This is a genomic window from Nocardia sp. NPDC047038 (genome assembly GCF_040644075.1).
In the GTDB taxonomy this organism is placed as follows: domain Bacteria; phylum Actinomycetota; class Actinomycetes; order Mycobacteriales; family Mycobacteriaceae; genus Nocardia; species Nocardia sichangensis.
In genome coordinates this window covers 8,933-27,365 of the sequence record NZ_JBEYVQ010000022.1, presented here as the reverse complement: position 1 = coordinate 27,365, position 18,433 = coordinate 8,933, and the positions used below count along the sequence as shown (strand labels likewise).

Genomic DNA, 18,433 nt, shown 5'->3' with positions numbered 1-18,433 from the left:
CTGGCGGGCGGTGGAACGGCGGGGGCAAATCGCTGAGTGCCTGCGCGCGGGCGATGTAACGGTTCGCCGGTTCGCGTCGGAGTTCAAGGTATGGATAGCCGTTGGACTGGTGCAGATGCTGCTCGTCTTCGTATTGTCGAGCACCCGGATCTTTCTGCGACGTTGGTGCATTTCGTCGACCGTGGCCGCGAGCCGGGGCCGGGTGTGCCCGCCGACATCCGGGAGATGGATGCTGAGCAGCGGCTGACAGCGATTCTGCAACAGGGCAGCATCACGCCTTTCATGACGTTCTCGCAAGGGTTTCCGGCGCTGTGCATGACCGAGATGTCGTGGGCCGGACTGGATTTCATGATCAGCAGTCGCGGTTACCGGCCGTGGGCGTTGATGTTCGACCGGCAGGCGGTTTACGACGCTGGCGGCGGCCCGGTGTGGTATGCCCGGCCTGCCGAGTACGCGGCGCTAGCTGAGACACCTGCCCTGCGTAGCTGGGCGGTGCGTTGGAGCCCGGACTCGGAGTGGGTCGAGGAGCGGGAGTGGCGGGTGCCCCGCAGACCGGATTCGCAGGGCCGTGCGGCGCCGATTTCGCTGGCGGAGTTGGGGTTGTGCGGGGTGATCATTGATGAGCCGGATTGGAGTTGCCCGGCCCTTTCCCCGTTCGGCGATGGCAGTTGTCCTGAGCATTGGGTTGATGCCGTGGGTGAGTTGCCGCGGTATTGGTGGGAAGGCCAGCAGTTGGTCAGGGTGGGCTGACCATGAGCTGCTGTCGCCCCAAGGAGGCTCCATGTGGTCTGCCGCAAGACGGGAGTCGATGAACTCGGGGTCCGGCGTTGAAGGGATGCGCCAGCGTCGCTGGAGGACCCGGGCTGGTGTTGCGCGGCGCGGTTGGGCACCGCAGGCGACAAGCGCGTCGGTGAGCCAAGCGCGCCAGTCGACGAGATCAGGGTCCAGGCCAGGCGGCGCCGCGCCGCGTTCGACGAGGCGCGTCACCACACCACCGGCACCCGGGGTCGGCCGGTCGGGTGTTCGTCGTCAGGCAGGTGCAGCGGATGGCGCCAGGCGATCAGCAGTTCGTCGGCTTCAGACATATGTACCTGGGAGAACGCGACCACGGGCGAAAGTCACAAAGTCGGTTGACGGCTCATTGTGGGAGCCTGTCCGTAGTCACGTCGCCTTCCGGATGATCGTCGTCGTCGCCAACATCGAGGTGGACTCGGGCGCGTTCGATCGCCTCACGCAACCGCTCGTCATCTCGGTGGTGGCGGTCGGCCAGTTCCCGAGCGGTGACGGCGATCGAGACGACGTCCCAGGGGTCGAGAAGCGCCAGTTCCTCGATGGGGGAGCCAGCCTCGGGGCGGAGCCGTTCGATGGTTTCGATCTGTGAGTCGCTGAGGATGCCGTCGACATCGCCGTGGTCGTCGTAGAGCTGTAGGGCGGCTTTGATCAGAAGCTGCGAGTCGGCCACACCGATGGCTGTTGCGGTTTCGACAGGGCCTGCGTTGGCTGCGTTCCAGCCTTCGAGGAACTGCCGCATGATATCGGCCGCGTCGCCGCCGACAGGCATTCCGATTAGCGCTTCGCTGATCTGCTGGTTCAGCGCGGGGATTCCAGGCTCGCCGTTGGCGTGGGCGTCTCGGCCGATCTGGATCCAGTCGATGGCCGGGCCGTCGAGTGTCCAGTCAGGGGTGGGATGCCGCGTGCAGGTGCAGCGGAATACGCCGCATCGTGCCGGTGGCGTTCCGATGGCCTTCTCGGCGGGGTGGCCGCAGCCGCAGAGTGGTGCTGGCGAATGTTCGTGGCGCACAGGGGCGAATTGAGCGACGTTGTTGTTCTGGTCGACCCACTGGCGGGGAGGCATCTTGCCGACAGCCCAGCCGCCTGGAGCGGGAGCGATCGAGGCTTTGCAGGTTGCGCATAGAGTTCCCTTGTCAGAGTTCGGGGCTGGGGGTTGGTGGGTGCGGTTCGTGGCCGGTGACCTGCTGCGCTGCCTGGTCGGCGGGCGGGAGCGTCGCGGCCGCGATGTCGCTGCCGGTCAGGCCCGCGGTGGCGATGGCGTCCCCGGTTTCGTGGCCTTGGGCTGTGTGGCGGATGGTCTCGAGGTGGTGGGGGTCTGTGGGGTCGAGAGTGGGTGTAGTGGTCGCGCAGCGCGCGACAGTGATTCTGGAGAAGATCCGCAGTAGCGGGCGGTAGTCGGTGGGTGCCGCGTATTTCTCCGGGCATGCTGACCAGGCCGCGTGGTTCCATTCGCTGGGGTCGGCGCCGAGGCGGGTGTAGTCGAGTGTGTACCCGGCATCGGCGATCTGGCGATCGAGGAAGATGCCGAGTGCTCGGCCGTTGCCTTCCCGGAAGGGATGCGCCCAGTTCAATCGCATGTAGTTGTAGGAGATGTACTCGACGAACCGGAAGCGGTCCAGCTGTGCCCAGGGCACGGCGCGCAGGTCAGCCAGGGCAGTGGGTAAGAAGCGGTCGAAATGCAGCGGGTGCAGGAAGTCTCGGCCGCTTTTGCTCATACCGACGGTGCGTAGCTGGCCTGCCCAGTCGTAGACGTTGCCGAACAGGTGGGCATGGATCGCGCGCCACTCCGTGAGATCGCCCGTGACAGGGATGTCGACCTTTCCGCTGCGGATTTCGAGTTCCCGTTTGGCGGTTTCGCGGTGCTCGCGGCGGGCCAGTTCCTGTTCGTTGCGCAGTCCGTAGCGGTTGCGCAGCATCATCTCGCCGGCGTCCGAGGGCCACAGGTACGCCTGCCACAGCGTGTCGTGATCGTAGGGTTCCTCGATGCTCATGACTGCCTCATCCGGCCGGGTCGTTCGGTCCTGAGGTGCGCCACCGACGCGGGTAGTCGCCCCCTGGGGTGCTCCGGGAATTCATCGGCGGCCCGCGACGATCATGGGGATGGCCCGATATCCGGTCCGGGTCGATCGGGCGGCTGCGCCGGGTGCGGCAACACGTCACTGGCATAGCGGGTGTCGATCGAGAGGATGTCTGCGACCGCGATTGCGATGCTGTGTCCTGGGTGCTGGTCGGCTGGTGCGGGCTCGGGATCCAGGCCGTGGTCGCGGCGGGGGAGGCCGGCGATCTCGGCACGCAAATCCTCGACTGCGGCATCGAGTTGTGCGGTGATCCTGTCGGTGGCCGCGTCAGGGCGGGGTCCTTGATGCAGGATCCGCTGCGTGGTCATCGACGTGGGGTCGGCGAGAACTCGGTCAGGGCCGTCGACAGCGAGGAACGCTTCCAACGCTCCGCGCGGGATGTAACGTCGCCACATCTCGGTGCCCGCACGCCGCATGCCGGCAAGGTCGGGCTGGTGGTAGCGCATCGGCGCATCGACGACCGTCGCGTTTCGCCGCAGCGTCGCAGCGAACAACCGGGCCGCGGTCGCGTCGAGTGCGTCGTCGGCCCGCTCGGCGGCGAAGACGAGCTGGAACTGCTCGACCGGGAAGCGGGCGTTGATCTCGCGGAGGTCGGTGACCTCTTCGACGCGCACCCGCTCATCCAGTCCCGCGGCGGTCAACGCCGCAATCCACATCGTCCTGCGCTGCCCGCTGCTCAACGGATTGTGTTGCTCGGCGCTGAGCCGATCGAGTTCGCGATGCGCCAGAACCAAATCCGGGGGCAGCTGTGGTGGCGGTGGCAGCGGCGGACGCAGGTTCAAGATCCCGATCGTGAGGCGGGGATAGCTTTGCAAAATGGTGGCCACGGTGTCGAGATCGGCGATGGTGACGACCTGGAAGCGGTCGAAAGTCACTGCTGACAGCTGTGAGTGCGGTCGCTCGGCGGTGGGCCACAGCCGTGGTTGGACGAGTTCGCGGGCATGCTCGAGTGAGTCCCGCAGTTGCGGGTGTGCGCGTGCGCGCAGGCTGGCGTGCAGCCGAAGCCAGTCGCGGCTCTCGCGGAATGACAGAGGCCGCTTCCGTAGGGTTTCGATAGCTTGGCGGGTCGAGGTACCGCTGACTTCCAGCGGCGGGGTGTGGGGGTGGGGGGTGTCGCCGGGGGAGATGGTGGTGCGCCACCCGCTGGGGGTGCGGATACTGCGCAGATACGGTTCGCTGCCACGGCCGTGGTAGATCGACACAGCAGCTACACGCTCAGCGGTGTCTGCCCAGTCCGCGACGTCGAGCAGGTTGTGCGCATACTCGAACAGGTGATCGTTGCCGGGGTAGTCGGCCGTTCGCAGGCACACGTAGTCGATCTGGGCTGTTTCGAGTGCGCCGAGGAGGCTTTCGTCGAGTGAGTGAGCGGTGAAGGCACATTCGATGCGGTAGGCGCCGGGGAGTGCGGTGATGACGTCAGTGGCGACTGTTCGGCTGGCGAGGGTGTTGTCGATGATGAAGCTGGCGCCGATGTTCGCGAGATGTTCGGTGGCCGCGACCAGCCACTGATGTGCCTGTTCGGCGACGACGGGATCGACGGGGTGCCGGCCGTGCTGGTGGTGCGGGTGAAACAGAAGCAGGTCTTCGATACCGAAGATGCTCGCCGTGCTGCGCGCTGAGAAGGTGTCGGCGATCGCGCGGGCCAGCGCCGCTGAGGGGGTGCCGGGATGGCTGGTGAGCACCACCGCGCGTGGCTCGGGGTCCGGGAACGCATCGGCCAGCAGCACCGGGATGATCTGGGTGGTAAAGATGCGGGCATGGTCGTGCTCGGATAGTCGCGGCGGCGCGGGCCCCGGCAAGATCATTGCGGGGACGCCAGCTGCGCGGCCAGGTCGGCGGCGTCGATGTCCAGCACAGCTCGGATGTCCTCGTGGTGCTGCGGCCGCAACGCGGCCCGTCGGCGAACCAGATTGTCGCGAGCCTCGCCCCATCGGGGGTCGTCGTCGGCCCGTTGGCTCGCCGCGGCGGCGAGCCAGGTCAGATAGCGTACGGCGCTGTCGTAGGCGGCTGTTTCATCCAGTGGCGGGATAGCGTTACCCACAGCGATGTCGTCCTCCTAGGCCGGGCTCGCGGCGTGTACAGCGAGCGCGGGTACGAGGCTACGCGCGCACGCACCCCTACCGTGGCCGACAACCGACCAACCGCATTCGTGTCACGCGGGACGTGACTCGCCGACGCCATGATGGGTGAGTTCGCTGGGTAGCTCTCTGGTTCATCGCGCTGCGGATCTTGGTTCGAAATATTGTTCCTGGGCCGGAGAATTCGGCACCAATTAGTAGCGGCGCCAGAAACAATTTTCGCCACTAATGGATGCCGGGTTTTGTCGGTGGTGCCTGCGATCCTTGGCAAGGACGGCGAGGAGGTGATGGCCGGTGACTGGTGGGGTCGCTGCGGCTGATTTTCGTGACGGTGGCGTGTTCGGTGAGCAGCCGGGCAGTGATGGTGGTTGGGCGGAGGAGAAGGAGTTGTTTCGTCGCTGGCTTGCGGCGAGTATGTTGGCGTCGGCGTCGCAGACAACATACCTGGAGCGGACGGGGGCGTATCTGGGGTGGCTGAAGGCGGCGGGCGCGGAGTATCTCGATGCGCTGAGTTCGCAGACCGGCCGCGACCGCGCCGTGGCGGCGTACCTTACTCACCTCGATGTCGAGCGGGGTCTGGCCAGCTCCACGCACAATGTGTCGCTGGCGGCGCTGGATTCCTATTACACCTGGCGGGGGTTGGGGAAACCGCAGGTGGCGGCGGTGAGCGTGATCTGGGGTGTGCCAGCGACGTTGACTGCTTGGCAGCGCAGCCGGTGTCTGGATGAGGCGGCCACCCGGTCCCCGCGCGACTACGCGGTGTTCGTGCTGCTGTTGAAAACCGGTCTGCGACGCGAAGAGCTGGCCAACCTCGATGAAGACGACATTCACCTCGACGCTGTTTCCGGTTGGGTGCGTGCGCCCGGCCCGGGTGACACGGATCGGGTTATTCCGTTGGAGGCGGGGACACGCCGGGTTCAGCTGACGTGGGCGGCCGCCCGGCGAAAGGTATTGGGCCGCAGGAAGGGCACAGCGTTCTTCCTCGGCCATAGCGGTCGGAGGCTTTCACCACGACGGGTCGGGGAGATCGTGGCCGAGATCGGTGCGGCGGCGGGCTTGGCGTCGGCCTTGTCTCCGGGGGTGCTGCGCAACACCTTCGAGCAGGATCTTCTGCTCGAGGGTCGTGAACTGGCTGAGGTCGCCTATCTGATGGGCCGCTCCAAGCCGGATCGTGACAAGGTGCGAGCCCTGCGCGCGGCGAGTGTTCCCGCCGGCCCGCAGCGTCGTAGGCCCGCGGGTGGCCGGTCTGGGGCTGCGGGCGCGGTGGAGCAGTTGCGTATGGAGTTCTGACAGGCTCGGCTACCTCGGAAGCGGATGATTGTGGCTGTCCTTCGGCACCGCGTTCTATCGGTGACGTAGGACGAGTCTTCGTCACTGTCGGGCTCGTTGCTTTCGCGCCACGGTGCCGGCGGTTTCCCGGGTTGTGCTGTACCAGGTGAAGAACGCTTCGGCGTGCGCTTGATTGAAGGTCGCCGTCAACGCGAGATCGTCCGGTTCGAGGTCCACGGTGACGCCGTTGGGTAGCCGAGCGGCGCGGCCGGTGTCGGTGAGCCATGCCGTGATGAGGCTGCACACCGCACCGGTCGCCTGTGCGGTGGTGGTGAGCGTGGCGACGACGCTGAGGGTGGTGTGGTCGACATGGAGGTGGGTGCTGAGCCCGGGAAAGGTTGTGTCCAGGTGCCGGGTGAGGTGATCGATGTCGCCGACGGTGCGGCAGAAGGCGTCGAAAGTCGCTGCCGCGGTGACGAGTTGGTCGCGGTGGCGGGTGACCAGCTCGCGGGCGCATTCGCCGAAGGCGGGGTCGGTGATGTCGGCGAGGCGGCGCACCGTGATCTCTTCGCCGCCGCGTTGATTGTTCGCGCCGCGGCGCACGGTCCATTGACGGTTGATGCCGTCGGCGTCGATCAAGGTCACGGTGTGCATGTCACATGCCGGTGTGATGCGGACTCTCCAGCCGGTGGGCAGGCCGGTGTCGGCGTCGACGGTGATCAGGGCAGGCTCCTGGAGGTGATGGTGGTGGCTCGCCGCGGCCGGCGCGCTACGGCGGCAGCGGCTGCGCGGGTTCGGAGGGCGAAAGCGCGGGCACGCAGTCCGGTGCGGGCGAAGTGGTCTGCGATGCGGACAGCGCGGGTGTCCAGCAGCCATTCGGCGCACCGCGCCAGTTCGATTCCGGCGGCGTGTTCTTCGTCGTTGGAGAAGAAGCCTTCGGCGACTTCGTAGTAGTCGGTGACAGCGGCAGCGAGGGTGGCTGCGCAGGTGGGATGGGTGGTCAATTGGTGTCCTCGGGGGGGGGGGGGGGGGGGTAGCGGTTGCGCGGTTCGCGCAGGCGTGCGCGGGCAGCGGGTAAGGCATGGGCGAGGGTGTGGTTGCCGGCGCCTCGGCCGGGTCGATGGGGTATTCCACGACCTGCTGGTAGGGGCGTCGGGATCGCGGGCCACCACCAGTTCGATTTACTGCGCGTCATCGGCGTCGGCAGCGGCCGGTGGTGCGGTGTGAGGGCCGCGAGCACCGCGCGCAGGTCGTCGTTGCGGCGGCAAAGGAGGTCGGTGAGGAAGCCGTTGACGGCTTCGGCTTGGATGGTGGTGTCGGCTGCGTAGTGCAGGCCGCTTGAATATTCGACGGTGGCCAGGCGCACGCCCCCCGGGGTGTCGTCGGGCCCTGTCTGCGCCCACACCTGGACCCCGACGGGGTCGGTGAGGTCGTCGTAGCGCACGGTGACCGGCAGATCGCTGGGGAGGTTGGCTGCGAAGACGCCGCCGTGGGTGACGAGTTCGTCGATGATGCGTCGAGTGGTTCTGCGCCAGCGCAGGTTCCAGTCGCGGGTGGTGGTCGGTACCGTTGGAAGCCAGGCGGCGTTGTGTAGGCAGTAGGCAAGCGCGGTGTGGTCGATGCGGATCTCGACGGGCTGCGGCGGCTGGGGCTGCGGTGGCGACGGCAGCCGCGGCATCGGCGGCTCCGATGCCGTGGACTGCTGGTGGGCGGGTGGGGGCAGCGGCGAGGGGCTCGCTCGCTAGTCGCTCACCGTGGCGCCGTGACCGCGGTAGCTCTTTGCACTGGCGATGTTATTCAGCTGGGTGGGCACCGTGTTCGAAAGCGTGTCGGCGTGGTCGATGAGTTCGGTGAGCTCGTCAGGGCGCAGGTTCATGGCGGCGGCCAGGGCCGTGACGGTGTCGTCGGTGAAGGTCCCCATCGCGTGCAGGTGCGCGATGAGTCGCGCGAATTGTGCAGGGTCATAGGTCGGCATCGCAGACTCCTTCCAGAGGTTGGGATGGCGCGGCTGCGGTGCCGGGGCAGCGGCGCGGCGAGCGTCCCGCGGCGGCTTCTCGCCACTTGGCTGAGCGGGTGGGCTGAAGGCCGGGTGCACGAATGTGGGTTTGTTGCGGGGGCCGTTTGCTGTCGGTGCGGTATGCCGGCCTTGGGGTTGTGGCTACCCGGGGTAGAGCAGAGGCTGGGGGAGTGGTGGCATGCTGGTGGCGGGATGCGGGTGGATCTCTATGGGGAAGCGACAGTGAAGGATCGCCGATGTTTCCAGCTCATGTGCCCGATATTCACAACGCTCGCATGGTCGAGGTGTTCGGAGGGCCTGCCGCGAACCTGACGCTGGATTGGGATGTGGCGGTGTGCAACCGGTGGTGGAGCCAGGTGTTCACCGGGCTTCGGCCGGGGATGAACCTCATCGAGTGGGTGTTTCTGGATCCGGCGGCGCAACGGATACCGAACTGGAGCGACAGCGCGCGGCAATTGCTGCTCTGGTACCTCGACGCGCAAGAGCGTGACTCAGGCACCAAACGCGCCTTCCAACTGTTGTGCTCGTGCGCCGCGGAGAACCCTGCCCTGAAACCGCTGCTGGTAGACGCTGACCCCGCGGAGATCACCAGGGTGTGGACGCAGCCGGTGGCGCTGGTGGCCACCGACCCCGAGACCGGCCTGGATACGACCTTCCGGTTCCAGGTGCACGCGCCGGTCGGTTTCAATCCGCAGACACTGCAGAAACTTCCGACGGCCTACTACACGATGCTCGGTGTCGCCGACCGGTAAGTCTCGCCCTGCACCGCGGCGGAGTGAGCAGACAGCGGTCGAGCGAGCGAGCACTCCCGGCTGGCCATGACCGTCAACGCGGCATCCGACGCTGTGGTGGCTGGATGGGTGAACGATGAGGTCGTTGATCGACGGGCTTCGGCAGCGGCTCGGTCACACTTGGTTATGCCTGCGAATGCTGACGTCGTTTATCGGTGAATGCCGTCGGCGCCAGGCATCAGACCGACCGATCCGATCGGTGAAATCCGACGTCACCAGAGTGCCGGGTAGAGGCTGCATCGGTGAGCCTGTACCTGGCTGTTACCGGTGGCGGCCGGTTGCCCAACGCTGGAAGTACATGCAGCTGGGGGCGGCCGGTACTGGCCCACGGTCGTGCAGTGGGGAGGTAAGTCGTCCATCCATAGCTCCAGGGGGATGGACCTGCGGCCGGTCATGAGCGCCGGTGGCGTTCACCGATCGAAGCCGCGGTAAACACCGTCGTCGTCGACGCTGGCGGCGTATTCCTCGAAATTCACGCTGGCGAGGAGGAAGTTGGCCTCGACCTCGGCCATCGCGCGCGGCGCGATCCGGAACACCGGGTCGCCGTCCCCTCGGAGATCCTCGTCGCTGGTATCGACCACGAGCAGTGGGTGCTCGGGGTCGGTCATCGTGGTGGTGTCGGCGAGGAACACATAGGTCTGGCCATCAACCAGATCACCCAGGTCGGCGGGGTTCAGCCCGTCGAAGGTCACGTCGTCGACGGGTGTCAGCTCTGACATCATGTCTTCGTCGTAGGACGCGATGACCGCCGCGAGGGTTTGGGCCCACGCCGCGTCGTCGGTGAAGTCCGTACGCACCAGAAGCGATTCGCCCTCGGGCAGAGATCGTGCCATACGCCCGATTGTGCACTACGGCAGCCGAACACCATGCGCCACCAACATCATGACGTCGAAATTCACCGATACGAGAATCCTCAGATCCGAGGCGACGTCAGCTTCCACCGATGGGTGATGTCACAGATCGCCGATGGAACCACACACCGGATGGTGCATCGGGTGAATGTCGACGGTGCGACGTGCTGGAGGTTTATCGGCGCCGTGTTGCTTGCGGCGGCCTACAGACCGGCGACAGCACCAGCGCGGTACGACACGGGGTCCCGCGATCACAGCGAACGTACAGCACCGGACTGCTGATGGGGTTCAGGGGATCGAATCCAACACGACGTCGTGCGGCCACTGCTGCTGCAACACTCGAGCCAGCAGCGCATCCGTTGATGCTACGCACACCGGGAGTTGGGTGGGGTCTTTCACGATCGCCTCGACCGGTGATGCCAGCATTCCCCACGGCGGGATCTCGTTCGCCAGGTAGCCTTCGATGCGCAGCTCACGATAGCCAGGGCTCCACCAGGTTTCGCAGATCGAGGGGAATGCGGCGGGATGAACCAGCAGCCAGACTCCGAAGGTGAGGCGGTAACCGCCGGTCAGCTCGACCGGCAGTGTCGCGCGTGCGAACGTTCCGATCTGCTGCACCTGAAGCAACTCCGAATCCCCGTAATCCGAGCCACTCCTCCACACATCCGGGGCGGGCACCGGCTGGGATGCGTGCAACACCGGCTCCGGCAGCCTGAATTTTCGGTGGCGGTCGTGCTCGTCGAGCACACGTCCACAGTCGGGGCATCTGTCAGTAGACACGCCACCAGTATCAGTGACTCGGGGTCGTGGCTGCGACGGCCTGGCGGGTGGTGTGAGGGAGCCAGGAGGGCGGCGAGGATGGCGTCCTTGGCCACGATCGGGGATGCTCCGGAGTCATTGGTCTGGCGGAGCAGCATGGCGATGTCGCCGGGCTGCACCCGCGGCTCGAATGACGCTGGGTTGGTGGTCATTTCGCTTCCTCGATCAGTCGGGGCGTGATTCGACGGGTCGGGTAGTGCATCCGGCTCCAGCCGCCGGTGCGTGTGGCGATGCTGTACTGCGCGGACTCGTCGGTGCGGCGGCGGCGAGGATCGCGGCGGTATCGGTCTCGCTGCGCTGGAAGTCGGCTTGCACCATCCGGTGTCGTTGATCCCGGCCGCGAATTCCCGGGCGAACGCCATCGCGGAGCAATCGCCGGTACACCGACACTGTGACCGCGCCGTCGGCGGCAGCCAGCCACTAGAGGAGACTGTGGTTCAATCACCAGTTCGCGGGCTCCCGCACCGTTGCCCTGTCGTCCTGGTAGCGGACATTTGCCCTGGAACTTGCGGATCAGCGAAACCAGTTCGCGCTCGGCTCGGGTGCAGTCACGCCGGTCACGCTGGTTGCTCGGGCCGACATCGCGCGTCCGGTTCTAGGACGCGGCCGTGTGCGTGCAGGTTTCGGGTTCGGTGTAGGCGGTGTACCAGGTGAAGAATGCTTCGGCCTGCGGCTGGTCGAGGGTCACGGTGAGCGCTGGATCGTCCTCGTCGAGTTCGGTGGTGACGCCGGCGGGCAACTGATCACCGCGGCCGGTTTCGGTGAGCCACGTCGTGATCAGGCTGCGCACCGGGCCGGTGGCCTGCAAGGTGGCGCGCAGGTTGGTGACGACACTGAGGGTGTCGAGGTCGAGATAGACCTCGGTGCGCAGGCCTGCGATCGTCGAGTCCAAGCGCTGGGTGAGGTGGTCGATGGGGCCGATGGTCCGGCGAAAGGCCAGGAAGGTCTGCGCGCCGGTGGTGAGCCGGTCGCGGTGACGGGTCACCAGATCGTCGGCACATGAGCGCAGGGCGGGATCGGCGATGTCGGTCAGGCGGCGCACGGTGATCTGCTCGCCATCGCGACCACGGTCGTGGTGGGGGTGGAGGGTCGACAGGCGGTCGATGCCGTCGTCGTCGACCAACGCCACGGTGCAGGCATCGCTGTCGGGGGTGATGCGAATACTCCAACCAGGGGGCAGGCCGGTGGTGTGGTCGGCGGTGGTCACAACGGACTCCTCGGGGTGGTCGTGATGGTGCCACGGCGCATCAGCCGTAGCGTAGCGGCGGCGGTTCGCACTGCGGTAGCGATTGTCCGGGCGCGCTCGACGGCGCGGGCGAGATGATCGGCTGTCCGGACAACGAGTGTCCAGCAAGCGCCCCGCGGCAGCTCGATCCCGGCAGCGTCCCGCGCATCATTGAAGACGTATTCGGCGGCGACACCAAAGGGATGCTCGGTGTCGCCTGCCGACGTGCCCGATATCCGGATGTCGCTGCATGCCACCGAAGGTGCAGCCGGTGTTCACCGGAGTTCAGCCCGACATGAACCTCATCGCTGGCTGTTCCTGGACAAGCCGCCCAACCCATGCAGGTTGCTTGGCGGGCATGCCAGGAGGTTCGCACCCCCACGTCGATGCAGACCGGCGTTGATCAGTTCTAGCGGGGCGCGCCGAAGTTGGTGCGTGTCGATCTCGGCTCCGCTGCGGCGAACTACCGCAACCACATGTGGTGAGCGGGGGAAGTGCGAGTTGAACAGTCGTACGCGGCGCCCGCAGATGCTGGCGCGCAAACCTCGGCGCGGCGCTGTAGTCGGGCGAGGCGGAGATGCAGCATGGCGGTAGAGCAGCACGATGACCGAGCCGCCCTTGTTCGTGCCCTTACGCGACGAGTGAGGGCATGACCGGATGCACGCGGCATGGTCACAGGTCCGAGCCCCTCGACACGCAGTGGGCCGACCTGGTCACCGCTGCCGTAAACCGCCCATCGAGCGCGCCGCGACGGTCAAGACTCCAGCGCCGGCCCTGGCCACTGATCAGCTGACAGGCCACCGGCGAAGCGGTTCGCCCAGCGATGCCTCAGTCGCGGTCTCGCGGCGGTGAGCGAGCCGCAACGAAGCCTCACGGTGTCGTAAGTGAATCAGCGGAAACCGGCGACGCGCCACAGGCGCAGCTGGTAGTCCCGAGGAGCCAGGAGCTGACGGGCAGGCAGTATGTCCGGCCATTTCGTCTCCGGCACGAAGCAGCCGCCGCACCGCCCGCAATACCAGCTGTTGTGCCACACCCCCAGTGCGGTCGGCCTACCGCGGCTGATGCGCCGGTTGCTTCGTGCACGCACTGCGGCGGCCGCGAAACCCACGACCACGGGCAGGCCGAATACCGCCGAACAGATTCCTGCCTTCACAGCCACATCGCCGCCGTGACGTGCTTCTTCCGCGAGCATGAGACCGACCAGCGGGAAGACCAGCATGAGCGCGATGAGCGCTACCAACGCGAAAACAATCGGCCCGGCGGTGGACCGCGGCGCCGGTACAGGGGCCGTCTGTGCCGCCAAGCCGGTGCTGAGCACCGCGAGAGTCGATGTCGTGCCCGTAACCGGCAGCAGGGCACCGGTGGAGGTGATACCGATACCGGTGTGGGTGCTGTGGGTTTCGATCGTGCCGGTGCCTTGCTGGTTCACAGCCCGCAGGCTGTAAACAGCGTAGGTGCTGCCGCAGGCCGGGCAGCAGGTAGCGGGCTGCATTGGTACTCCCGGGGTTTATGGATCCGGGAACCCAGACTACGCGCGAGCCACGCTGCCGCCGAGTCGATTTCCTCCTCGCATTTCAGAGCCATTCTCATCAGAGGTGGATGCCTCGCGAGAGCCGCCGCAAGGACAGGTGGACAAGAACTTTCTTCCTTCGGCACGGATTTCACCACGACGTGTTGGTGAGATCATGTACGAGATCGGCGTGTCAGCGGGCCTGCCTTCGGCCTTGTCTCCGGAAGTGCTGCGCAATACCTTCGCGCAGGATCTGCTGCTGGAGGGGCGGGAACTGGCCGAAGTGGTCTATCTGAAAGGCAGGTCCAAGCCGGATCTCGGCAAGGTCCGGGGCCTGCGCGCGGCGGGTATATCCGCCCGGCCGCAGCGCAGCGGGCCCGGCATGCGCGCCTGTGACGCGTCTGGGGCTGCTGTGGGGGTCGCCGAGCAGTTGCGCATGGCACTGTTCGACGACACGAACGGCGAGGACACCGCGCGAGTGGGGGATATGCACGAATTCTTCGTATGGATAGGCACGGAGCTGCCCGCACTGCTGGATCGGTGGGATGCCGAACGTGGCAGTGGCACATAGTAACTACTGGTAGCAGTAGGAGTCGGAGGAGGCGTCGCCGCCCTGGAGGCGCACCTGGTGCACCCGCAGACCTCGAAAGTCCTCGTCGTGCGGGAAGAACGACTCGTCGATGGTCATTCCGCCGTCGGGATGGATGCGCATCACGGCCATCCAGGCGCCAACCCCATCCGGGTAGAACTGGTCGTCCCATGCGCCATAGAGCGAGTTGGTGAGGTAGACGCGTCGGCCGTTACGGCTGATCTCGACCATCTGGGGGCCGCCGGCAAGCGGCTGGTTCGGCGCGGCCGGGTGGGCGGTGCGGCCTACGATCCCGCCGAGCCGGACCGACCCGGTCTCTTTCGGGTCAGCCGGATCGCGCACGTCGAACTGTTTCAGCTCCCCGGTACCCCAGCACGAGACGTAGAGGTATGCGTCGTCGACCGACAGGTCGATGTCGGTGACCAGCGGCGGCACCGCGCCGAACGGTTTCAGTGCCGGCGGCAGCAGGTCGGGATCGGCTGGCTCGGCCGGGATGGTGATCACCTTGTCGACCGCCCACACGCCGCCATCGCGGTGCCAACGCCACACGGAGGCCGACAGATCCTCGGTCGAGATCACCACGCCGACGAACCCCCAAGCGGCGTCCGGATCGTGCGACGGGCGCAGCTCGAGTGCCATCTGGTATTGCTCGCCGAGATCGATCCGCTGCTGGTGCCGACCGGCGCTGAGGTCCCAGAAGTGGATCGCGTGGCCGTACTTGTTGGCCAGCAGCAGCTCCGGGTTCAGCCCGTCCTCGATCATGGCTGGGGTGCCCCACTCGCTGCTGATCAGCGTGTTCTGATTGAGATGCCACCAGGCGTCGTACGCCAGGTATTGCGGCCCACGGTCGGTCTCCCATTGCCGCAGCACATCGAACGTGCCGTGATCGAGCAGCGCGATCCCGCCCGGCCCGTCCGATCCGTCTGCCCCGCCGAGGCAGGTCATGAACACACCGTCCGGCCCGCAGTGCAGCGTGTGTGGACGGGAGTAGCCGGCCTTGGCCGCGAGCTCGGAGCTGTCCACGATCTTGGACAGGGTGGGCCGGCGTGGGTCGGGCTGGGTGTCGAACACGTACAGGCGCGACGAGCGCAGACCCGGCACGATCAGGTACCGCCGAGCCAGACCCTCCATCCGGTGCCCCTCGTGCTTCAGCGCGCTGCTGCAGGCGTTCCAGCCGAAATGGTGCAGCTCGTTGCCCAGGTGGGGTACCTCGGTCCAGCCCACCACCCGGCCGTAGGTAGCCGAGCCCGGATCCACATCGATTACTGACAGCGCATCTGGCTTCTGTGCCGCGCGGTCGAACGCAACAACGTATGCGAGCCGCTCCGGTGGCGCGGCCGCCGCCTCCGCTGCGCTCCGATAGAAGGTCGGGTCCAAGTCCGAGTGATTCATTTCCAGCCTCCTTCCTGCCGATGGCGGAGACCCACGCACCTCGCCCGATCCAGCGGTTTCCAGGTCGGCGCGACCCAGGTGGTCGCGTGCCGAGATGTCGCGGGCAGGCAGTAACCAGTCTCGGCCTATCGACGCAGATCGACCAGCTGCCGCCGGCGACTGTAAGTCGTTCTCAGCTCCCGATAACGGCGCGCCGCCACTAGCGACTCGAAGCGATAACGTCGATCACGACCGGTCGCGGGGTCCTCGGAACAGCCATGCTCCCGTCACGCCTCGATTCGGCAGAAGTTGGTGAGGCTCTGGCGGTGCTTACACGTCGCTTCGGCCGTCAGCACTTCAAGGCAGCGGCTCGAGATCGAGCGGAAATGGCAGGCTGCTGTAGGCCGAGGCTTCGGCGGTGACGATCGGGTAGAACCCCGTTTCACGGGATTCGTAGGCGGCATGGGCAATGTGCTGCTGCACGGGCGTGGCGGCGCTGCTCATGATCGCGGCGATATCGTCGATGATGGCTTCGGTGAGCGCGACGATTGTGATTCCGCGGTGATTGAGTTCTTCTGCGGTGATGCGGCCGGTGCTGGCTGCTTGCAGAAGCGCTGTGGCGGGAATGACGATGCGGCGATCCTGAGCGAGGTTCGTCCGGATCAGGGTTTGAAGGAAGATGCTAGAGCGGGCTTGAGCGATTGCGGTCGCGTCGATGATGAAGCCGACTGCCGCACTGGCGGCGTAGGTCACGCCGCGTGGCGGGCTTCGCGGCGGGCCTGACGCTTCATGAATGCGTCCACCAGAGCCTCGGCTTCGGTGATCTGGTCAGGTGTTGGCGCTCCGTTGTCGCGGCGCCACTGCTCCACCTGCTTGTCCCAGTTTGCGACCGCCTGCTCGCTCATGTTGCACATCATACGAGGCGGGCGTCCGCTGCGGGAGTTGCAGGACGACGTCCGGGCAGCGTGTAGAAGCCAGCTCAAGGCCGCGTCGCCTGCGCCGCGCCTCAGGTCGGAATTGAGGCCAGCGGGCACGCTGCGCGCCCATGCGTGGCGGTCGACGGGCAATGTGCTACCGCTGTCAGGAGTCGCCGACAGGCGCGCACTGCGCGCCACGACTGCCGAGCGGATCTACCTCAGCGCGAGGCGGTGGGGCGCCGATGCGGCGTGGCGTGGGTTCGGAGGATGTCGAAAGTGCCCGGCCGTTGCACAACGGCGTGCGGTGCAAGCGGCAACCGGCGCTGGTGGCTCCTGTCGTGGCGCCAACTTGGCGGGACGTTTACCGGGACGGTGAGTGGCGGCTACGCAATATTCGAACGTGCGATATTCGAGAGGTGCGAACCCACGGCGCAGCGCGGAGCTCACGCCGCTGAGGCACGGATTCGAAAGGGCTGACGCCGACGGCTCAGGTGTATCCAGACTCCTTTTGAAGGCGAGTATCTCGCCGCACCATCGGTGTCCGGAATACCGGAGCAAGTTCAGAGTGCTTATTGCAGCCAGCAGGGTGTCAGAAGCGGAGGGTAGTCACTCCGGAGCTATGGCCGATAGCTACCAGATTGTTCAGAGGCTTTGTCACTGATGAGATGGTCACGCCGAGCCGGATAACTTGCCGACATTCGCCGGTCGCTGCATCCCACACTCGAACTGTGCAATCGCGGCTCCCGCTGACTACGACCGAGTGGCCGTTGAGTGCACCGACTGATACTGCTCGGATTTCGTCGGTGTGGCCCACGAGCGGATTGCTGGCAGCGACACCGGTAGCCAGGTCCCATATCCTCACGACACCTTCGTCATCGCCGCCGATCACCGCGGAGCGGCCCTCGACCATCCCGACAGTGACCGCTGTCATTGATCTGGTGCCGCCAGCTGGTGGAGCGCCGACTCGGGCGCCGGTAACCGGATCCCGCACTCGAACCACCCCGTTGTGGTCGCTGGTCACCGCGATCGGCCGACCGGCATGTTCACCGATGGCCACCGCCCCGACAAAGATATTCGGGAACGGAATGGTGCCGTCGATTTCCAACTGATATCCAGTCGCCAGATCGCACATTTCGAACTCGCCTTTGTCGTTGCCAGTGATCGCCGTCGGGCGGCCGTTACTGACTGCGATAGCGACCGCTCTGACCGGTGGATTGCCTACGGTGAACGGAGCACCAACTGGGCTGCCGGTCGCCAGGTCGATGACCCGAACGACGCCCTGGTCGTCGCCGCTGATCACTGCGGTGCGGTGCGGGCCTTCCAACATTCCCACCGCGAGCGCCCGCACCGGACAGGTGTGGCCGATGAACGAGGCACCGACTGGGTTGCCGGTCGCGAGGTCACACACCTGAACGACGCCCTTGTCGTCGCCGCTGACCAGCATGGGCAGGCCCTCCAGTATCCCGACGGCGACGGCCCTGACCGCACCGGAATGGCCACTGCGCGGGCCGCGAGGAAGGTAGGCGGGGGCGGGGTCCCAGACTCGCACTGTGCCGTCCCAACCCCCGCTGATCACTGCTGCGCGGTCGCCCTCGGCGGCGACAGCTACTGCCGAAACTCGATTGCTGTGGCCGGTCAATGGCTCCCCCATCGCCCTACCGGTGGCAGGGTCCCATATTCGTATCGTGCCGTCGGAACCCCCACTGAAAACCGCACAGTGACCGCCTATGGCAGCGACCACCACTGCGGAGACACCGCCCGCGTGACGCGGCGACGGTGCGCCGATGGCGGTACCGGTACCGGAGTCCCAGACTCGCACTGTGCCGTCGTAACTTCCACTGCATACCGCCGTGCGATTGCCTACGGTAGCGGCCGCCACTGCGGAAATACCGCCGGTATGGCCGGTCAACGGGTCACCGACCGGGGCTCCCGTGGCGAGGTCCCACACTCGCAGGGTCATATCGTCGCTTCCGCTCACCACCACGGGCCGACCGCCGACGTCCGCGGCAACGACCGCTTTGACCGGTCCTGTATGGCCGGTCAACGGGTCACCGACCGGGGCTCCCGTGGCGAGGTCCCACACTCGCAGGGTCATATCGTCGCTTCCGCTCACCACCACGGGCCGT

20 protein-coding genes and 1 pseudogene are annotated in these 18,433 nt (G+C 66.4%); 4 read left to right on the top strand and 17 right to left on the bottom strand.

Going from position 1 to position 18,433, the window contains the following annotated elements; all coding sequences use genetic code 11:
• Nucleotides 1–90 precede the first annotated feature (90 nt).
• Complete coding sequence (locus tag ABZ824_RS35715) at nt 91–750, top strand: hypothetical protein (RefSeq protein WP_356968813.1); 660 nt, start codon at nt 91–93, stop codon at nt 748–750.
• Nucleotides 751–1,138: 388 nt separating this feature from the next.
• Here the strand turns inward: ABZ824_RS35715 and ABZ824_RS35710 are convergent, their stop codons facing one another.
• The 4 genes from ABZ824_RS35710 to ABZ824_RS35695 all read right to left on the bottom strand — a co-directional run bounded on the left by ABZ824_RS35710 (nt 1,139) and on the right by ABZ824_RS35695 (nt 4,911).
• Nucleotides 1,139–1,855, bottom strand: a complete 717-nt coding sequence (locus ABZ824_RS35710) for a hypothetical protein (protein ID WP_356968811.1) — start codon at nt 1,853–1,855, stop codon at nt 1,139–1,141.
• A 70-nt stretch (nt 1,856–1,925) separates the two neighbouring features.
• A complete protein-coding gene (locus tag ABZ824_RS35705; protein WP_356968810.1) occupies nt 1,926–2,783 on the bottom strand; it encodes a Fic family protein in 858 nt (285 codons plus the stop codon).
• A 101-nt stretch (nt 2,784–2,884) separates the two neighbouring features.
• The gene (locus ABZ824_RS35700; protein ID WP_356968808.1) at nt 2,885–4,675 is read right to left on the bottom strand and encodes a zeta toxin family protein; all 1,791 of its coding nucleotides are present in this window, start codon (nt 4,673–4,675) and stop codon (nt 2,885–2,887) included.
• A complete protein-coding gene (locus tag ABZ824_RS35695; protein ID WP_356968806.1) occupies nt 4,672–4,911 on the bottom strand; it encodes a hypothetical protein in 240 nt (79 codons plus the stop codon). The genes ABZ824_RS35700 and ABZ824_RS35695 overlap by 4 nt, the downstream gene beginning before the upstream one ends.
• A 331-nt stretch (nt 4,912–5,242) precedes the next feature.
• Here ABZ824_RS35695 and ABZ824_RS35690 point away from each other — a divergent pair, with 331 nt between their 5' ends.
• On the top strand, nt 5,243–6,238 hold the full coding sequence (locus ABZ824_RS35690; protein WP_356968804.1) for a tyrosine-type recombinase/integrase: 996 nt from the start codon (nt 5,243–5,245) through the stop codon (nt 6,236–6,238).
• Between the two features lie 81 nt (nt 6,239–6,319).
• On the opposite strand, the gene ABZ824_RS35685 is transcribed toward ABZ824_RS35690, so the two are convergent.
• The 4 genes from ABZ824_RS35685 to ABZ824_RS35670 all read right to left on the bottom strand — a co-directional run bounded on the left by ABZ824_RS35685 (nt 6,320) and on the right by ABZ824_RS35670 (nt 8,192).
• Nucleotides 6,320–6,862: a hypothetical protein gene (locus ABZ824_RS35685; protein WP_356968802.1), complete on the bottom strand. Its 543-nt coding sequence runs from the start codon at nt 6,860–6,862 to the stop codon at nt 6,320–6,322.
• A 74-nt stretch (nt 6,863–6,936) separates the two neighbouring features.
• Nucleotides 6,937–7,221 carry a hypothetical protein gene (locus ABZ824_RS35680; protein WP_356968800.1) on the bottom strand — a complete coding sequence of 95 codons (285 nt, stop codon included), beginning with the start codon at nt 7,219–7,221 and terminating at the stop codon, nt 6,937–6,939.
• Nucleotides 7,218–7,895 (bottom strand): hypothetical protein, encoded by a 678-nt coding sequence (locus ABZ824_RS35675; RefSeq protein ID WP_356968798.1) that lies wholly within the window; start codon nt 7,893–7,895, stop codon nt 7,218–7,220. Before ABZ824_RS35675 ends, ABZ824_RS35680 begins: the two co-directional genes overlap by 4 nt.
• 63 nt (nt 7,896–7,958) lie before the next feature.
• On the bottom strand, nt 7,959–8,192 hold the full coding sequence (locus ABZ824_RS35670; RefSeq protein WP_356968796.1) for a hypothetical protein: 234 nt from the start codon (nt 8,190–8,192) through the stop codon (nt 7,959–7,961).
• A gap of 278 nt (nt 8,193–8,470) precedes the next feature.
• Between ABZ824_RS35670 and ABZ824_RS35665 the strand changes: the two genes are divergently transcribed.
• Complete coding sequence (locus ABZ824_RS35665; RefSeq protein WP_356968794.1) at nt 8,471–8,986, top strand: hypothetical protein; 516 nt, start codon at nt 8,471–8,473, stop codon at nt 8,984–8,986.
• 449 nt (nt 8,987–9,435) lie between these two features.
• Here the strand turns inward: ABZ824_RS35665 and ABZ824_RS35660 are convergent, their stop codons facing one another.
• The 4 genes from ABZ824_RS35660 to ABZ824_RS35645 form a co-directional block, all read right to left on the bottom strand.
• Nucleotides 9,436–9,858, bottom strand: coding sequence for a hypothetical protein (locus ABZ824_RS35660; RefSeq protein ID WP_356968793.1), 423 nt, complete (start codon nt 9,856–9,858; stop codon nt 9,436–9,438).
• A 306-nt stretch (nt 9,859–10,164) separates the two neighbouring features.
• On the bottom strand, nt 10,165–10,656 hold the full coding sequence (locus ABZ824_RS35655; RefSeq protein WP_356968791.1) for a DUF2199 domain-containing protein: 492 nt from the start codon (nt 10,654–10,656) through the stop codon (nt 10,165–10,167).
• A 634-nt stretch (nt 10,657–11,290) separates the two neighbouring features.
• Complete coding sequence (locus ABZ824_RS35650) at nt 11,291–11,902, bottom strand: hypothetical protein (protein ID WP_356968789.1); 612 nt, start codon at nt 11,900–11,902, stop codon at nt 11,291–11,293.
• Nucleotides 11,903–12,809: 907 nt separating this feature from the next.
• Nucleotides 12,810–13,349, bottom strand: coding sequence for a hypothetical protein (locus tag ABZ824_RS35645; protein WP_356968788.1), 540 nt, complete (start codon nt 13,347–13,349; stop codon nt 12,810–12,812).
• 256 nt (nt 13,350–13,605) lie between these two features.
• On the opposite strand from ABZ824_RS35645, the gene ABZ824_RS35640 reads away from it, so the two are divergent.
• The gene (locus ABZ824_RS35640) at nt 13,606–14,001 is read left to right on the top strand and encodes a hypothetical protein (RefSeq protein ID WP_356968786.1); all 396 of its coding nucleotides are present in this window, start codon (nt 13,606–13,608) and stop codon (nt 13,999–14,001) included.
• 3 nt (nt 14,002–14,004) lie between these two features.
• On the opposite strand, the gene ABZ824_RS35635 is transcribed toward ABZ824_RS35640, so the two are convergent.
• The 5 genes and pseudogenes from ABZ824_RS35635 to ABZ824_RS35615 form a co-directional block, all read right to left on the bottom strand.
• The gene (locus ABZ824_RS35635; RefSeq protein ID WP_356968784.1) at nt 14,005–15,411 is read right to left on the bottom strand and encodes a selenium-binding protein SBP56-related protein; all 1,407 of its coding nucleotides are present in this window, start codon (nt 15,409–15,411) and stop codon (nt 14,005–14,007) included.
• 336 nt (nt 15,412–15,747) lie between these two features.
• Nucleotides 15,748–16,143, bottom strand: coding sequence for a hypothetical protein (locus ABZ824_RS35630; RefSeq protein ID WP_356968782.1), 396 nt, complete (start codon nt 16,141–16,143; stop codon nt 15,748–15,750).
• Entirely contained in the window at nt 16,140–16,295 is a 156-nt protein-coding gene (locus ABZ824_RS35625; protein WP_350910434.1) for a hypothetical protein, read from the bottom strand. The genes ABZ824_RS35630 and ABZ824_RS35625 overlap by 4 nt, the downstream gene beginning before the upstream one ends.
• Before the next feature lie 601 nt (nt 16,296–16,896).
• A complete protein-coding gene (locus ABZ824_RS35620) occupies nt 16,897–17,751 on the bottom strand; it encodes a hypothetical protein (RefSeq protein ID WP_356968946.1) in 855 nt (284 codons plus the stop codon).
• 102 nt (nt 17,752–17,853) lie between these two features.
• Nucleotides 17,854–18,402, bottom strand: a pseudogene (locus ABZ824_RS35615) (hypothetical protein); the annotation flags it as partial.
• Between the last annotated feature and the right edge of the window lie 31 nt (nt 18,403–18,433).

What these genes read in the sequence shown, in the direction of transcription:
- ABZ824_RS35705 (WP_356968810.1), bottom strand. Translation starts at nt 2,783, where the DNA reads ATGAGCATCGAGGAACCCTACGATCACGACACGCTGTGGCAGGCGTAC.
- ABZ824_RS35635 (WP_356968784.1), bottom strand. Translation starts at nt 15,411, where the DNA reads ATGAATCACTCGGACTTGGACCCGACCTTCTATCGGAGCGCAGCGGAG.
- ABZ824_RS35660 (WP_356968793.1), bottom strand. Translation starts at nt 9,858, where the DNA reads ATGGCACGATCTCTGCCCGAGGGCGAATCGCTTCTGGTGCGTACGGAC.
- ABZ824_RS35665 (WP_356968794.1), top strand. Translation starts at nt 8,471, where the DNA reads ATGTTTCCAGCTCATGTGCCCGATATTCACAACGCTCGCATGGTCGAG.
- ABZ824_RS35700 (WP_356968808.1), bottom strand. Translation starts at nt 4,675, where the DNA reads ATGATCTTGCCGGGGCCCGCGCCGCCGCGACTATCCGAGCACGACCAT.
- ABZ824_RS35675 (WP_356968798.1), bottom strand. Translation starts at nt 7,895, where the DNA reads ATGCCGCGGCTGCCGTCGCCACCGCAGCCCCAGCCGCCGCAGCCCGTC.
- ABZ824_RS35625 (WP_350910434.1), bottom strand. Translation starts at nt 16,295, where the DNA reads ATGAGCGAGCAGGCGGTCGCAAACTGGGACAAGCAGGTGGAGCAGTGG.
- ABZ824_RS35670 (WP_356968796.1), bottom strand. Translation starts at nt 8,192, where the DNA reads ATGCCGACCTATGACCCTGCACAATTCGCGCGACTCATCGCGCACCTG.
- ABZ824_RS35620 (WP_356968946.1), bottom strand. Translation starts at nt 17,751, where the DNA reads ATGCTGGTCAGCGGCGACGACAAGGGCGTCGTTCAGGTGTGTGACCTC.
- ABZ824_RS35640 (WP_356968786.1), top strand. Translation starts at nt 13,606, where the DNA reads ATGTACGAGATCGGCGTGTCAGCGGGCCTGCCTTCGGCCTTGTCTCCG.
- ABZ824_RS35715 (WP_356968813.1), top strand. Translation starts at nt 91, where the DNA reads ATGGATAGCCGTTGGACTGGTGCAGATGCTGCTCGTCTTCGTATTGTC.
- ABZ824_RS35710 (WP_356968811.1), bottom strand. Translation starts at nt 1,855, where the DNA reads ATGCCTCCCCGCCAGTGGGTCGACCAGAACAACAACGTCGCTCAATTC.